This window comes from Bradyrhizobium sp. UFLA05-108 (genome assembly GCF_059803455.1).
This window is the reverse complement of sequence record NZ_JBANAZ010000056.1, coordinates 47,441-62,570: the sequence shown is the minus strand read 5'-3', so window position 1 is coordinate 62,570 and position 15,130 is coordinate 47,441. Positions and strand designations below refer to the sequence as shown.

13 protein-coding genes and 1 pseudogene are annotated in these 15,130 nt (G+C 58.4%); 10 read left to right on the top strand and 4 right to left on the bottom strand.

Features of this window, described 5'->3' with window-relative positions; all coding sequences use genetic code 11:
- The first annotated feature begins 426 nt into the window (after positions 1-426).
- Together SO140_RS32715 and SO140_RS32710 are read left to right on the top strand one after the other, a co-directional pair.
- Positions 427-1,146, top strand: coding sequence for an Mpo1 family 2-hydroxy fatty acid dioxygenase (locus tag SO140_RS32715; protein WP_498543605.1), 720 nt, complete (start codon positions 427-429; stop codon positions 1,144-1,146).
- A gap of 135 nt (positions 1,147-1,281) precedes the next feature.
- A complete protein-coding gene (locus tag SO140_RS32710; protein ID WP_498542022.1) occupies positions 1,282-1,476 on the top strand; it encodes a hypothetical protein in 195 nt (64 codons plus the stop codon).
- A gap of 571 nt (positions 1,477-2,047) precedes the next feature.
- Here the strand turns inward: SO140_RS32710 and SO140_RS32705 are convergent.
- Complete coding sequence (locus tag SO140_RS32705) at positions 2,048-2,368, bottom strand: DUF736 domain-containing protein (RefSeq protein WP_498543090.1); 321 nt, start codon at positions 2,366-2,368, stop codon at positions 2,048-2,050.
- A gap of 565 nt (positions 2,369-2,933) precedes the next feature.
- Entirely contained in the window at positions 2,934-3,341 is a 408-nt protein-coding gene (locus SO140_RS32700) for a hypothetical protein (protein ID WP_498543604.1), read from the bottom strand.
- Between the two features lie 2,109 nt (positions 3,342-5,450).
- Between SO140_RS32700 and SO140_RS32695 the strand changes: the two genes are divergently transcribed.
- Positions 5,451-5,891, top strand: a complete 441-nt coding sequence (locus SO140_RS32695; protein ID WP_498543603.1) for a VirK family protein — start codon at positions 5,451-5,453, stop codon at positions 5,889-5,891.
- 1,277 nt (positions 5,892-7,168) lie between these two features.
- On the opposite strand, the gene SO140_RS32690 is transcribed toward SO140_RS32695, so the two are convergent.
- The gene (locus SO140_RS32690; RefSeq protein WP_498543606.1) at positions 7,169-8,107 is read right to left on the bottom strand and encodes a DUF2493 domain-containing protein; all 939 of its coding nucleotides are present in this window, start codon (positions 8,105-8,107) and stop codon (positions 7,169-7,171) included.
- A 272-nt stretch (positions 8,108-8,379) separates the two neighbouring features.
- Between SO140_RS32690 and SO140_RS32685 the strand changes: the two are divergent.
- Positions 8,380-8,526: pseudogene (locus tag SO140_RS32685) on the top strand (IS110 family transposase); the annotation flags it as partial.
- 306 nt (positions 8,527-8,832) lie between these two features.
- Here the strand turns inward: SO140_RS32685 and SO140_RS32680 are convergent.
- Positions 8,833-9,360, bottom strand: a complete 528-nt coding sequence (locus tag SO140_RS32680) for a hypothetical protein (protein WP_498543602.1) — start codon at positions 9,358-9,360, stop codon at positions 8,833-8,835.
- A gap of 55 nt (positions 9,361-9,415) precedes the next feature.
- On the opposite strand from SO140_RS32680, the gene SO140_RS32675 reads away from it, so the two are divergent.
- The 6 genes from SO140_RS32675 to SO140_RS32650 all read left to right on the top strand — a co-directional run bounded on the left by SO140_RS32675 (position 9,416) and on the right by SO140_RS32650 (position 15,005).
- On the top strand, positions 9,416-9,760 hold the full coding sequence (locus SO140_RS32675; protein WP_449382419.1) for an ArsR/SmtB family transcription factor: 345 nt from the start codon (positions 9,416-9,418) through the stop codon (positions 9,758-9,760).
- A gap of 11 nt (positions 9,761-9,771) precedes the next feature.
- Positions 9,772-10,245, top strand: a complete 474-nt coding sequence (locus SO140_RS32670) for an ArsI/CadI family heavy metal resistance metalloenzyme (RefSeq protein ID WP_498543601.1) — start codon at positions 9,772-9,774, stop codon at positions 10,243-10,245.
- A gap of 11 nt (positions 10,246-10,256) precedes the next feature.
- Complete coding sequence (locus tag SO140_RS32665) at positions 10,257-10,775, top strand: arsenate reductase ArsC (RefSeq protein ID WP_498543600.1); 519 nt, start codon at positions 10,257-10,259, stop codon at positions 10,773-10,775.
- Positions 10,775-11,527, top strand: coding sequence for an MIP/aquaporin family protein (locus SO140_RS32660; protein ID WP_498543599.1), 753 nt, complete (start codon positions 10,775-10,777; stop codon positions 11,525-11,527). The genes SO140_RS32665 and SO140_RS32660 overlap by 1 nt, the downstream gene beginning before the upstream one ends.
- A 492-nt stretch (positions 11,528-12,019) precedes the next feature.
- Positions 12,020-12,265, top strand: coding sequence for a hypothetical protein (locus SO140_RS32655; RefSeq protein ID WP_498543598.1), 246 nt, complete (start codon positions 12,020-12,022; stop codon positions 12,263-12,265).
- A 781-nt stretch (positions 12,266-13,046) separates the two neighbouring features.
- A complete protein-coding gene (locus SO140_RS32650; RefSeq protein WP_498543597.1) occupies positions 13,047-15,005 on the top strand; it encodes a glycoside hydrolase family 127 protein in 1,959 nt (652 codons plus the stop codon).
- The last annotated feature ends 125 nt before the right edge of the window (positions 15,006-15,130 follow it).

The window sequence follows — 15,130 nt, the reverse complement described above, 5'->3', positions numbered from 1 at the left end:
GCCCACCGGTGGCTGCGGCAACTCATGGCCCGAATTGCCGGCACTCTGCCGTACAAGAGCGCTCTCGCCACGCCGTCCGGGCGCACCCGCGGCGGTGCCAATTCCAGAACTTGAATTGGCTGCCTGCCGGCACGTGGGTCTCTCCGCTACTTTCGAATTTGACGACCCCTCCTCTATTCTCACCAAGCCGCCGACTTGCCGACGGCCCTGCACGACTAAGTCCGTTTCCGGCAGTCCGATCAGATGAGGCGGCTTCGTTAAGTTCCAATCGGACGAGCTCTGGCCGTCCCGCCACGCGGATCGGAACGAGAAAACCGAGGTTGCCGGTGCCATGCTGTCGGCTTCAAAGAGTGTTGCTTCCTCGCGGCTCGAGCGCGCGCACCAAGCTTACTCCGCGGTCTTGCCCGGCGAAGACGAAACGAGCCTGTGGCCTTCGCCGTTTGCGTCATCGAACATATTCAAGTCATCGAAAGAACAAGTTACACGAATCTATCAAGTATGACGTTTTTGGTAGATTTGACGCGAGGCTTTCCTGCGCGTAAGCACCGAAAACGCTTTTTGACAGTGAGCCAGCAGATGGGTTTGGCAGACGATGAATCGTGCCGTGGCCGCGGACACAGCCAGCAAGGCGAGTGCGGCATGAACTCCTCTTTCCATCGGCTGCTCGCGGATTACGTAGAGTATCATCGCGCCCCCTGGAATTGCGCGATGCACGTCTTCGGCATCCTGTTCTTGTTTCTGGCTGTCAGTCTTCCGCTCAGCCGTTGGGTCATCACACTATTCGGGATCCACATCAGCGTGGCGGCCATCGCCCTCGCGCCTGTGCTGATCCTTTGGTTCGTGCTCGACTTCGAGCTTGGCGCCGCGATCCTTGGCGCTGTGATCGCATTGCTTGGAGCTGCGGCCGTGATCCTCAACCATGTGACGACCGTCGGGATGTGGTCGCTTACTGCCGCCCTGATTGTGCTCGGCGTTGCATCGCTGATCATTGGGCACTCGGTGTTCGAGCGCCGGCGGCCGGCAATGGTCGACAATCCTAGCCATCTATTGGTCGGACCCATGTTTGTCATGGCGAAGTTAGTTGTCGCGCTCGGCTTTCGGCACGATCTCGCCGTCATCGTCGGGAAGCGTCGCCCTTTTCGGTGACCATATTTTCTCGCTACCGTCGCTTCGCGAGGGTCAATTTGAATGTTTTGGATTTTTGTGCGCAGGCGATGAAGGTGGGGATGCTGGCCTCTAGCTGCCTGACGGACGCCTGCGTACCTCGTTGAATCTATTTTGATGAGTTCAGCCAACCAGGGCTCCAACCACGACTCGACCCGATCGATCTATGAGGCAAGAGGTCGGCATAAAGTCGGCAAAGCGTCCAATATCCGCCTCATCGACCTGGGCATGGATCTCCATGTCGTCGAGCTGGTGCGCCACCAGGAAGGCGGTTCGCGGCTCGAGGCCGACGGCGAGCGTCTGGCGATATGATGGTGTGGCCGGTGAGTGAGCTTGCGCTTTGATCTTGGGTATCGTGGTATATTCAAGACACATCGTGGCGCGCAGCATTAAGCTTTGAAGTGATCATCGACCGTGGCGGCAGCGTCTTCATCGCGCCAGCGATCGGTTCTGGTCAGGGCGAGGACCGCGCATGGTCGAGCGGAGCGATGGCACGAGCCAACTGGAGCCTTATTGGCCTTCGCCCCGTTGATTTTCGCATTGAAGATCTTCAGGGTGCCGGCAGCTGCTTAAGGATCAACTTACCCAGCGTGGTTCCGATCGAACGAGCTGACCAAAATCAGGAGAACAGGCCGACCGGAATAGGTCGCGCGCACTTCGGCTCCTGCGGCCACTTTTCCTTTCACAGCACGAGTTCGTTGTTAACATGGACGCTAAGATGCTCCCCCGGAAGACACACTCGTCTCCCATCGCGGAGGCAAAATAGCGAAGTCGGTGTCGCGATTCGCTGCAACATAATTCTCCCATCTCACTTTTCCGCCTGTCGGCTCAAAACAATGTCGCCCCGCCCGAGGAGATCGGGCGGGGCGTAGGTGGAGGTAGATTACTCGCCGGTCTTGCGTGGGCGCGACCAGAGGAGCGTGTAGCCTTCGCTGGCTTCGTCCTCGAACAGGTTCGCGTAGATCGGTGCGTTGAACGAGGGGTCATCGAGCTTGAGCGAGAGGTAGTCGCGACCTTCCTCGGAGCGCTTGGACCAGGCCGCCCCGATCTCCGCCCGGCCCACATAGACACGGTGGCTGGGAGCGTTGTCGTTTGAGCGGTTGGTCTCGGCGACGATGCGGACGCCCCTCGCCTGCAGGCTCAGCGTGACGATCTCGCCCTGGAAATCCGAGCCGACCTTCTTGAAAGAACCGATGCTAGCCATGTGACTTCTCCTTGAGTTGTTTCGAGCCCCGCGACCACCGCGGCCTCGATGGCGATCTGACGGCCGAAGACGATCGGCGACGCACCCAGCCTCTTCCCGCGGGCCGGAGCGTTAAGCGGAGGACGCCGGCGGGGATACTTTCTTGTCTCGCGAGGAATGGGCGTAGCCCAGGGGAAGAAAGTCTCAACCGACGGCGTTGCGGCTCAGACGATCGAGGCGCAGCCGGTCTTCGGCCAGATCAAGCCAACGAGGCGAGGTGCGTCCGAGCGCCGAACACAGACTTAAACGGGAAAGACGTGGCAGAGCTCGCGATGCAGCACAAGAAGGCGACCGGTTTCGAAGTAGAGAAAGAAAGAGCCTGCGGGAAAAGGCGACATTGCCGTTGGGCAACAACCACAGCCGACAGCCATCGTCGACGACGCATAAAGGGCCGAATGAGGTCGGCACAGCGGGATCGAGCGCAACGAAGGCCGCCATGTCCTGAGAGCTTCATCAACGAGATGGCCTGGACACCCCGCTAGAGCAAAGCAACCGCAGATGTAGCGGAAGGAGGTTTCCTCAGGCGTCACGGACGGTCAGGACCGGTTGATTTGGTTACCCCGCCCGGCTTCACTCCTCGCTCGAAGACACCGATCTGCATCCAGGCCCTCCAGGCGATGAAGATTGCGCCGACGCAAGCGAAGGTCTCACGCCAGAACGGCCATGGTACGGCGATCTGCGATAACGCGAGCGTCACATGGTAACCAGCAATTCCCGCCGGAACGGCAAAAACCGCGCCGATTATGCCTCGCAAGAAGATCAGCCGCGCCATGGAATGGGCAAGCTGACTCATGACGAGCGTCAAGGCGGCACTGATGATGCCGACAATGAGCGCACCAGCAATTCCGCCGCCGCGATCCAACGCCATTACAGCGGCGCTGACTGCAACGAAGAATGGGAGCGCATATACTGCGAGAGCAAAGGTCAGCCACAACAGAAGGCCGAGCCCAGCGAGATTGAGGGCAAGTCCAAGGGCAAACACGGTGGTGGTCCCCGTTCATAGATGTACGGATTGCGCCTTCCACCACCACCACGGCGCAACCTAACGTATAGAACGAAAACGTGATAAAATCGAGACACAATCCGCGTTGGATGGGAGATGAAATTTGTTTCTGCGGCAATTGCGGTCCCGAGAAAGATTTAGCCGCGGAGTGAGCTTTTAGTTGAATAAGACGGCGCTCACGAGCTGACCTCACCAATTCCAAACCGATCTCTCTAACCCACAATCTCTCTTGTTGAGTTGGGAGCTCATTTCGCCCTTCGCAAGTTCCGTTACTCGCAAAATGATCTGTCACTGAATGAAATTTTCGGCATATTCGAACGTTGCAAAAAACCGTGTCCTGCCGGATGGATCTCCACAATCGATGATTGGAATGTCGCGGACATCACCTCGCAACTACCCACCTCACCAATTTGGGTGGCGAGCCAAGGGTGACAAGGTGGTCGAATGCTTGATCGAGAATAGCTGGGCGCTGCTTCTCGCCTACCCATGAATTGCGAGCCGAGCATGGAGAGCATCCGGTCGACAGCCCGTTCGCGACCGTGGCGGCTCGCCGCGCTCGCGACAGCTTCCTTAAGGCATCCCAAAACCGGCGGCAGCCTCAAAGCCAAGATGACTTTGCATCGCTCTAAAGATCACGACGGGACGGGCTGCGAGACCGAAAACTCAAGTCCGCCCGCCAATCCCTTCCGCTTAGATCGCATGACGACCAGGAGCATCAGGATCTTCATTCGTCAACTCAGTGTGGGTGCCCCTCTCCGCGGCCGATGAACTCCAACACCGACTCTGCCTTACTGATCTCGCGTGAGATATGCTCCAATATCCGGATCATAGATGCTGGCGTCCGTACAAGACCTGCTCGATGGCAGGCAAGTTCCAAATGATGTATCACCTGTTCGTGGGTGGGAGCGACCCGATTCTGCAGAGCGCTGATTGTCAATGATGCGAGCAGGTAGTCGACTACGGATTTTTCGGCTTGAATCAATACTGATTGCCCCTCTTGGTCGTCGTCTCTGTTCTGAAATCAGTTATCGGCAAAAGTGTGTGCACTGCGAGCAATCTGCACCGGTGAGCGCGCACGTTGCGGATTGGCAACGCGCATGATGCGGTGAGTTTCGCTTAAGCGTCCAGGCGTCCGCGGGCCGGCGAGGCACCGGCGTACGAAAGACTTGGCCGAGATCGGGCCAAGACGCTTGTCTTGGCCTTAGCAGCGAGCCACTCGAGGGTTTAGTCGAGAAAAGCGGAGAACGATCAGAAATCGCGACGCGAATCCAGATCTTCACCGTCTCTGTGGGGGCCGCACTCCTCGGCGTGCCTGGCCAGCCTGTCGTATTCCTCGGCGATTTTCAGAAGCCTGTCTCTGGGTTTGCCGGGCCCAAGCAAATCGGCTTTGGTCCGCGTTGCTTGCGCACGACCTCGCCAGAGATGCGGATCGTAGATTGGTCTGTATGGTGTCATGTAAAAGAAGATGCAATTCGTAGATCAAGAAAGTGCGACAGCCGCCCTCCGTATCATTACGTAGGGTCCCATCAGCAATGTCGCGATGATTTCGCAGCGCCCCCCTTAAGCTAAGATTCTTGAACGGTGCCTAAGCCGCTTTGCAGAGCGATGTTCGTCGGACGCGCGGCATCATTTGCCACCTTGCAATGCTCTATGATGAGATCAAAGAGCTTAGGTATGAAAGTTCGAGATCCTGCCTCGTGCTCGTCTTTTTGAAGACCTGCGCTTTTCAGACGGAGACTGCACCAGACGGCGGTATTTCGCCGCCCCGGCGCAATGCGAAAGGTTTCCACTCCCTCGCAACTGCGACTACCGGGATTAGACAGCGCATCGGATATCGCAAACCCGTGACGTTACTTCGTAAACCTTACCTACGAGGTTGTGACGTTAGGTTGGCCTCGCTGCCGCTTGTGTGTGGTGGCAGCACATGTTGTCGTAGGGACAACGTGCCTGATGTCGGGAATGCGCCAAGCTGTTTGCGAATATGACATCGGGCAGGTTGCTGCTTGCGCAGCCAGTGGCCCTTGTGGAGGAGAAGAGTATATGCAGTTTAGTGCGAGAGGCCTGTCGATCCTGTTGTCCTTGCCTTTGGCTGCAAGCGTGAGCACGATCGCCAAGGCTGATGATCCCTCGCCGAAATACGCCGAGGTGCTCAGCGCCCTGCAGGCCGGCAAGGATGTCAGGCTCGTACTGGATCTCAGCCGCTGTACCACCATCGATGGCGGTAAGCCCGGGCCGGCTGTGCAGGGCGGACTAGTTATCAGCGCCTTCAGGGTGAGCACGCAGCACGGCATCAGCTTTGCAAATGCGCACCAAACGGTGGACAGCTCGGGACATCCGGTGACGGAATACATTCGCCACAGCCTCAGCCGCGAAGGCAAGCTCACGGTGCGGGCCTCCAAGCTGACTGTCGGGGCGACCGAAGTCGTCAACCAGGGCGAATTCGTCTGCGAACTACCGGACGGCGCGAAGTTCGTCTGGTAATGGAACTGCGCACGACCTCGGTCCGGTTTCGCCTTCCTAGCGGCCGGATTCGGTGAGCAAGCGAGCGCCAAAAGATCCGCGGTGGGGACCATCATTGCTAATGGCCCCTGCACGGATTCGAGCAGAGCCATTTTGAGCACTCGACTCCCATTTTGAGTGTTTCACAGAAACGCGCGCTTGCGGCGAGCCACGAGTCCTTCGCTTCAGCGAAGCGCCCATTGCGCGGACCTCCGCTGAAGGTGAAGCCGAGGAACTTGAAGGTTTACCGTCTGCCATACCGAGGCGCAGTGCGACGGTTCGCCGTGAAGCGGCTAATGGTCACGAACCGGTCTTAAAACGTTCGCCTTCAGCCATTCCTGGATAAGGCCAATCATGCACGGATCAGCCGTCCAGTGCTTCGGAAAACAAATTGGCGCGTCAGTTATTCTTCTCCCCAACCGACGCCAGATAAGCATTCGTCCACCCCCAATAAACATTTGAGCCATCACGGGGAACAACGCGACCAGCACGATCAATCGCATTTTTTAGAAGTCGCCCAGCCCAGGCGCGCACCAAAACCTGCTATCCGACGAAAAAATAGCAAAGGCTCTGGCTGGAATTTTACGCTGCACATCCTCGGTAGCTGCAGGAATTCAACGCAAAAGGGCTGGCCAGCGAGAAAAACACGCGCTCGAGCTTGGACATCGTGTCCGAGGAAACACTGGACAGCGGCTAGCCGCAGCTTCGCATTTGTTATAGCAGGGCCTTTCCGGCTATGTATCGCCTCGCCTATGTTGCCTTCTCCAATGAGCGTTCAGATGGAAAACTGTGTGATTGTGCGTGCCCACGGAAGACTATTAGATCAGTTGCGCGAAGAGGCATCCCGCGTTTCACGAGGACACAAGGCGGACTGGTCGATTGAGCGCTGCGACAAAGGGGCACGGTTTTGTTTCGAGGACGCGGAAGCGAAAAAGGCGTTCGCGTCGATCTGCGAAAACCTCACTGTTTCGTATACGGAATCTTAGGTAGGTGATCCGAATCAGAGGCCGGCTGACGGAAGGTAACCGATGAATACCGCGGGATGGCTTTGCACCTAGCCATCGTCGTGCGTCTGCTTTCCCGGAACGGCAGCAATCGGAGCAAGCACTCTCTGTGCATCACGGCAAGCGCAATAGTGGAACTCCAAAGGATCGTAGAGAGCTGCCAACGAATCACCGTCTGATGCACACGTTGAGTCCCGCCACATCGGTCCGTTCAATTTGCTGCCCCGTCGCTTTTATCGCCCGCTAAGACGGCGCTCACGCGCCGTCCCTGCCGAATCTCCAGACCGGAATGCCAAGCTTTTTTGCCTTGTCGGCGAGGTTATCCTGAATGCCTGTGCCGGGGAAATGCATGACTCCGATCGGCATGACCTCCAGCATCACATCATTGCGCTTGAATGGTGCGGCCTTCGCATGTTTCGTCCAGTCCGGTTTGAAGGCGATCTGCGGCACTTTCCGATTGTTGGCCCATTTTGCAGCGATCAACTCGGCGCCTTTCGGCGAGCCGCCGTGGAGCAGAACCATATCGGGATGTTTCGCGCGGACCTTGTCGAGCCGATCCCAGACGAGCGAGACGTCATTGAAATCGAGCCCACCGGTGAACGCGATCTTTGGTCCGGGTGGAAGCATGACCTCGGTTTCGGCCCGACGCCTGGCAGCGATAAAATCGCGACTGTCGATCATCGCGGCCGTGAGGTTACGATGGCTGACGACTGAGCCGGAGCGCGGCCGCCAAGGCGAACCCGTATGGACTTCGAAATATTCGGCAGCCTGATCGCGGAGGAGTTCCATGGTATTGCGGCGTTCGATGAGCGTGATGCCCTGGGCAGTGAGCCGTTCGAGCTCGACGGATCGCACTTCCGAGCCGTTTTGCTCGCGCTGGCTCCTCTGCTGCGCTTGCTCGTTGGCATCGAGCTGGCGTTCAATGCGGTCCGCTGCACGATGAAAGAGATTGACGGTCGACCACAGCAAGTCTTGAAGGTCCGGTTCGAGGCGCGTGTCATTCAGGGTCGAGACTAACGCATCGAAGATGTCGGCGATGGCGCCGGTGATGGCCTTGCTTTCGGGAAGCGGCCGTGGATCGGGCTCATCCTGTAAGGGATGGAAACCGAAGAGCTGAAGTTCAGCGAGAACGTGATCGGTCGGGGACGAAGCATGGGGTAGCTCGGAATGAGGGTTGTGGTGGTCGGTCGTCATGGGTGAGGTCCTTTGGCCGAATCGGCCGCGCCCATCGCGGCCTTCGTGGCGATCACCTGACGGCGGGCGGAACGGACCAGAACCCGAAGCGAAGCGGAGGGCCGAAGCAGAGCGAAGGATGGTAGAGGCACGGCTATTTTGTTCGCGATGCAAAGGCGCGGAACGCGCCGGCGGAAAATAGCCGTGACTTCTGCCATTGCAGGGGCGTACCGCTTGCCGTCCGATCGCCCTTGAGAAGGCCAGGGGCGGCTCTGTCGGCGAGGGCAACCTCACAACTCGCCAAGCGCATAGGCATGAAGAAAGCATGCGTAGCAGTCGCGAGAAAGTTGGCTATCATCATGCATCGTATGTGGGTGGCTGGCACAGAGTTTCACTTCGGCCAGCCGCCCGCCCCGCGAGCGAGTGTCATTCCGGCGTAGCCGTCTGCTCTGCCGAGGACGTGGGGCAGGTCAGTCTGCTTCGATCCCTGTGCGGATTCAAGCACGTTTGTGAGCTTGGACGACCTCGCCTCGCCGGAGGCCATCATGGAGCGACCCAATGGTCGACTCCGAACAGAAGCGCGGACCAGGCAGAAGTCCTAGGCGGCAACGATCGTTACCCAAGGGGCGGAGACGCTTCGCGGCTCCGGTCGCGGGCGTATGCCTGCGAGTAGAGCGTGACCGACGGAACGGAGCGCCGGCAAAGCGATAAATCTCATTTGCCATCACGACCAGCGCCGGATTTGATCAAGATTTGCGGGCCGCAAGCACTAAGGGATGGTAGAGGAGCGCCCGTAGGAGCAGCGGTGCCGCGACGAGGAGAGGGAGCAGCCAATACGTGACGTGCGGAAGATCTTTCCAGATTGGCAGTTGCTTTCCATTGTCAACATAGAAAGCGATCACCAGCAGGACATAAGACAAGCTCATTCCAGTCATGTGTAATCTGATCCAATGTCTCCAACGCAGCCGAAGTGCCGAGCGACCAAACCATGCGCAGCCGAAGGAACAAGCTCCCAGAACGAACAGGTGATAATTTTCGCTCCAGCGCATGATCGAGAGAAATGTCACGGAGGCGAACAACGCGAGCAGGCACCAGAAGTAGATCGTACCGAACGTAGAATGACGCCCCCGGCGCTTCTGTAAGAGCAGCGCGACCACCCCTGCGAGAACGCAAGCGATCCCGAGCGGGATATGCAGGCCCACAGTCACTTCAAGAAACGCTGGATCGGTCGAGGGAATGGCAATCCCCCCGATGGAGGTCGTGTCTCCATACATGCCACTTATCTATCGTTGCTTGACATTTGATCGTCAATTCAATAATCGTTGAATTATGGAAAAGACAGATGCTGTGAGTGCGCTGGCCGCGCTCGCGCAGGATAATCGCCTCGATGTATTCCGCTTGCTCGTAGGGGCAGGGCCGGACGGCATGCCGGCTGGTGCCGTTGCTGACGCGCTCGGTGTCGCGCCAAACACACTGACGTTTCACTTTGACCGGCTACGGACCGCCGGTCTCGTCAGCTCTCGGCGCGACGGCCGCTCGATCATCTATGCCGCGCGTTTTGAGGTCATGAACGCGCTGATCGCTTTTCTCACTGAAAATTGCTGCGGCGGGGTGTCCTGCGCGCCGGCCGCGGTATGCAAGTCCGCCCGCACACGCACGAGAGTCCCATCCTGAAAGGATAGCCCATGAAGCGTCTCCATGTTCATGTCTCGGTCGCGGACATTCCCCATTCCATTCAATTTTATTCCGCACTGTTTGCAGCGCAGCCATCGGTGGCGAAGTCTGACTACGCGAAATGGACGCTGGACGATCCGCGCGTCAATTTCGCGATCTCGACGCGCGGGCGCGAACCCGGCCTCGATCACCTCGGCATCCAGGTGGAGAACACGGAGGAACTACACGAGGTTTATGAGCGCCTGCGGCAGGCGGGCGGTGAGGTCGTCGAGCAGGGCCAGACGACCTGCTGCTACGCCAAATCTGAGAAGTCCTGGATCGATGATCCCGCTGGCATCGCCTGGGAGACCTTCCATACGACAGGCGAAAGCACGGTCTATGGCGACGGCACGGGCGAGAACGCAGTGCGGATCGCGCATGAGAAGCAGAGCGCGTGCCGCGCGCCGCAGCCGGTTGCGAAGGAAGCCACGGCCTGCTGCAACTAGGGACATTCGAGATGGCCGATCACCCATACAGTGTCTTGTTTCTCTGCACCGGCAACTCGGCGCGCTCGGTCATTGCGGAAGCGGTCCTCAACAGGATTGGAGCGGGAAAATTCCGCGCCTACAGCGCTGGTAGTCAGCCGAAGGGCCGAGTCCATCCTGAGACGTTACGACTGTTGCGCAGCCTGGGCTATAACACCAGGGGTTTTCGTTCAAAGTCCTGGGTTGAGTTCCTCAAGGGACCGAAACTCGATTTTGTCATCACCGTCTGCGACAACGCCGCAGAGGAAGTCTGCCCAGTCTGGCCCGGCCAGCCGATGACGGCACACTGGGGTATCCCTGATCCCGCGGAAGCCACCGGCACTCCGGCCGAAGTCGCGCTGGCCTTCAAGGAAGCATATCGTCTCCTCAATCAGCGCATCAGTATCTTCACATCATTGCCGCTGCGCTCGCTTGACGAACTCAGCCTCTCGAGCAAGCTCCGCGCAATCGGCGAGATTGAAGGGGCGACGCGGGTAAGGGAACGCCATTGATGCCGTCGCTCGCCCGTTCCATCGTTGCCGAATGGCTCGGCACCGCATTCCTGCTCGCAGCGGTCGTTGGCTCAGGGATCATGGCGCAGAAGCTGGCGGGCGGAAACATCGCGCTTGCACTTCTCTGCAACACCATTCCGACTGGCGCAATCCTTGTCGTTCTCATCCTCGTCTTCGGCCCTATCTCCGGCGCGCATTTCAATCCGGCCGTGACGCTCGCTCTGGCTTGGCGTAACAAGCTACCATGGACCGCTGCGCCGATTTATATCGCAGCTCAGATCGTCGGCGGCATCGCAGGTGTCTGGACGGCACATCTGATGTATGAACTTCCGGTCCTGCAGGTTTCGCTGACGCAGCGGACCGGGGCCGCGCAATGGCTTGCCGAAGCCGTTGCGACCTTCGGGCTGCTGCTTACGATATTCGGGTGTGCGGCGCGCACGCCCACGGCCATCCCGTACGCCGTCGGTCTCTACATTACTTCCGCCTACTGGTTCACGGCCTCAACCTCCTTTGCCAATCCAGCCGTGACGATTGCTCGGTCGCTGTCGGATACATTCGCTGGTATCGCTCCCGGCGGGGTCGTCGCGTTCGTCGTCGCGCAATTGCTAGGCGCGGCTGCGGCGGTGGTATTAGATGGATGGATGTGCGAGCAGAAGCAGAAGCGCAAAAGGCGGCGTGACTGCTACAGATCAAAGCGAGAATTCAACGTTTCGATCCCGACTGGGTCGCTTTTATCCCAAAACGAGACGTGAAGCCCTGGAAAAGAGCTTGATCTTCAAGTTCGGATTACAGAAGGGATTGTCACCCGATGGGACCGAGACCCAAGACTCGGTGAGCGCAGCGAGTAAAGCCCGGCCCGCCATCTGCGGGCGCGCCCCGAGGAAGGCACAAATCTGGCCCGCATAACGCTTTCCGGCGAACATGCCGTTGAGTGGATTGGCACGTCGTACCGATTAAAAGGTCCGCAGGTCCCCGGCCCCGATATTTGTGGCGAACCGGAATAGCCCTGAGCGATCGGTGTAATCGCACTCTTCCGATCGACGCGCGGCGGCTCGTTGAAGGCAAAGAATAGAAAGCGGGTCGACCAAATTCTTGAGCAGAATTTCCGCGCAGTTCATGAGCGGCTCCCAAGGGCATGAACACAGAGGCGGGAAAGAACAGTGCCGTCGAAAAGACTCGGTGAGCGGGGCGATATCGGATCCGACCCGCTTGCTTTTGTTCTTGCTATGTTCTATAATGACCCAATGATCGATCACCGCCCACGCCCCAACCTGCGCATCGTCGAGGGACGCAAGCCCAGCGTCCTCAACGACGGCAGCGCCGTGCTCGAATTCACCCAGATCAAGGTCGTCGGGATCATCGATTCCGAGTCCGGCCTGATCACGGACTTGTCGCGGCGCCGACCCGAACCGGCGAAGTGGCGGCTGGCGCGAGGGGTAAATCGCTTCCTCCAAGTTCGACACAGCGGAGCTCTACGGGGCCGCATCTGAATGGAGAGCTACAGGCTGAAGCTCCAATCTGACGCGCGTCGAGATTCCCGAGAAGCTCGCGCAGAGCGCGGCTGTACGCGAACGAGCGATCGCCTACGTCACCGAAGACCATTCGGGGTTTCGGAGCGGCGATGTCCTGGTCTGCAACGCCAGCGCCCCATGGTCTGATGGGCGATGGACGCGAAGCTGCTCAAGCGCCTTCATGAAGGCGGTGTAGCGGTTCACGCGTGCCCTGCTTGCATTCGAAGGCCATGCTGTAGGCAGCCACGCGATCGTGGGCTCTCTGACGGCGGCCAGAACCACGAAGCGCGTGGCGTCCCGCCGGAACTCGAGCATCAGCAAGGCGGAGCGAAAATCCATCCGCGCCAAAGGTGGCGCACAGAATCCACATTGAACCCGGTATGGACTGGTGGACACCGACGACGTGATTGTTGCGGACAATCTGCGCCCGTTCCGGCACGGAAATTGCTGTCTTGACTGTTTGAGCGTGCTGGTCAGCACGATGTACGGAGATCGACAATGTCGTTCGCGTCGAGCGTCATAGAACGTCCCATTCTGTTCGACGAAGGTGAGTTCACTCTCCGCCGCTGGTTCAGATTGCATGACCAAAGAGACACTTCAATCGCTCGTCACGCCGCGGTTCCGACGAACGCGAAATGAGCTGACCAAAGCGGGCAGGACGTGCTGGGGTCACCAATTCGCGCCTCGGATATCTCAACAACGATCTCGCACAGGCTTTCGTGACCTATGAGCCTGTGCATCCAACACGAAAGAGAGGCAGATGAATCGGCCGACGGTTACGGAAGTCAATCTCCATGACTTAACGATCACGGATCCGCTTATTGGAAAATGCCAGCAATTGGTGAGGGACGTGACGATTCCTTATCAGTGGGAGGCGCTGAACGATCGTATTCCAGAAGTCACAGCGAGCCATGCGATAGAGAACTTTCGGATCGCCGCCAACCGAGCAAAGGGCGAGTTCTGCGGTACAGTTTTTCAGGACAGTGATGTCGCGAAATGGCTGGAAGCGGTCGCCTGGTCGCTGTGCCAAACCTCCAATCCAGAACTGGAGAAAACCGCCGATGACCTGATTGAACTGATTGCGGCCGCGCAGTGCGGCGACGGCTATCTGAACACTTACTTCACGGTAAAGGCGCCTGGGGAGCGCTGGAGCAACTTAAGCGAATGCCACGAGCTTTACTGCGCCGGCCATTTGATTGAAGCTGGCGTCGCTTTCTTTCTGGCTACTGGAAAACGGCGGTTGCTGGAGGTCGTCTGCAGGCTAGCCGACCGTATCGCCGCGGATTTTGGGCCAGAGCACCATCAGTTACACGGCTATGATGCTCATCCGGAAATCGAACTTGCATTGGCACGCCTCTACGAAGTGACCCAGGAGCGCCGATATCTCACACTCGCCAATTATTTCGTGGAGCAACGCGGCACCGAGCCGCACTTCTACGACATAGAGTATGAGAAGCGATCCCGTCACCGCAAATCACACGCCACGCCCCTGGTGGTGAAAGATAAAGCCTATAGCCAGGCGCACTTGCCAGTCTCGGAGCAGCGAACCGCAACAGGTCACGCGGTTCGCTTTGTATACCTCATGACTGGGGTTGCCCATCTGGCGCGTTTACTTCAGAACGAGCAGCAACGCCAAGCTTGCCTGCGGCTATGGCAAAACATGGTGCAGCGGCAGATCTATGTGACCGGCGGTATCGGTTCGCAAAGTGCCGGCGAAGCGTTCAGTAGCGACTACGATCTGCCGAATGATACTGTGTACGCGGAAAGCTGCGCGTCGATTGGCCTGATAATGTTCGCCCGCCGGATGCTCGAGATGGAAGCGGACAGTCACTATGCCGATGTGATGGAGCGCGCGCTCTATAACACCGTTCTGGGCAGTATCGCCTTGGATGGACGCCACTTTTTCTATGTCAATCCACTCGAAGTTCATCCCAAAACGCTGCGGTCCAACCGCATCTACAGTCATGTCACACCGGTGCGACAGCCCTGGTTTGGCTGCGCCTGCTGTCCGCCGAACATTGCGCGCCTTTTCACATCAATTGGCCATTACATCTATACGGCACGTCCCGACGCGCTCTATGTCAATCTCTACATTGGTAACAGCCTGGCGCTGCCGGTCGGAGAACATACGCTGCGCCTGCGCGTGAGCGGCAACTATCCCTGGGAGGACTGTGTAGAGATCTTCGTAGAATCGGACCAGCCAATCACGCACACGATCGCCCTGCGACTGCCGGAATGGTGCACGGCGCCGGAGGCCAGGCTGAACGGCGAGGTCGTCAATTGCGAGTCGCGCAAAGGCTATTTGCACATTCACCGCACGTGGCAACAGGGCGATCGCCTCAAATTGCTGCTGCCGATGCCGGTACGCCGCGTGTATGGTCATCCGCAACTTCGCCACTTGGCCGGCAAAGTGGCTATTCAGCGGGGTCCTCTGGTTTATTGTCTGGAAGAAGTCGACAACGGGCCGGAGCTCCACAATGTTTGGCTTGATGAAGATAGCCGGTTTTCGCTTAGCGAAGGCACTGGTCTTCTCGCCGGCAAGTTCTTGCTGCAGGCTGAGGGCTTTCGTTTGCAGCACAGACACTCTGAGGAAGCACCGCTTTATCACTACGATAAAGTGCCTGGACAGCGGGAATCGCAGCGGTTGACATTCATTCCGTGGTTCAGCTGGGCCAACCGTGGCGAAGGCGAAATGCGAATCTGGATCAATGAATGGTAACGCGAACCATGGGTGGCGCCTGTTTGAAGCGGCCGAGAGGGGAGGATGGGTTGCGACCCGGCATGGGCTGGGCCCTTGCAGACAGGGCAGCCTGCCTTATCGAGACCGACGGATAGGTCGATGTT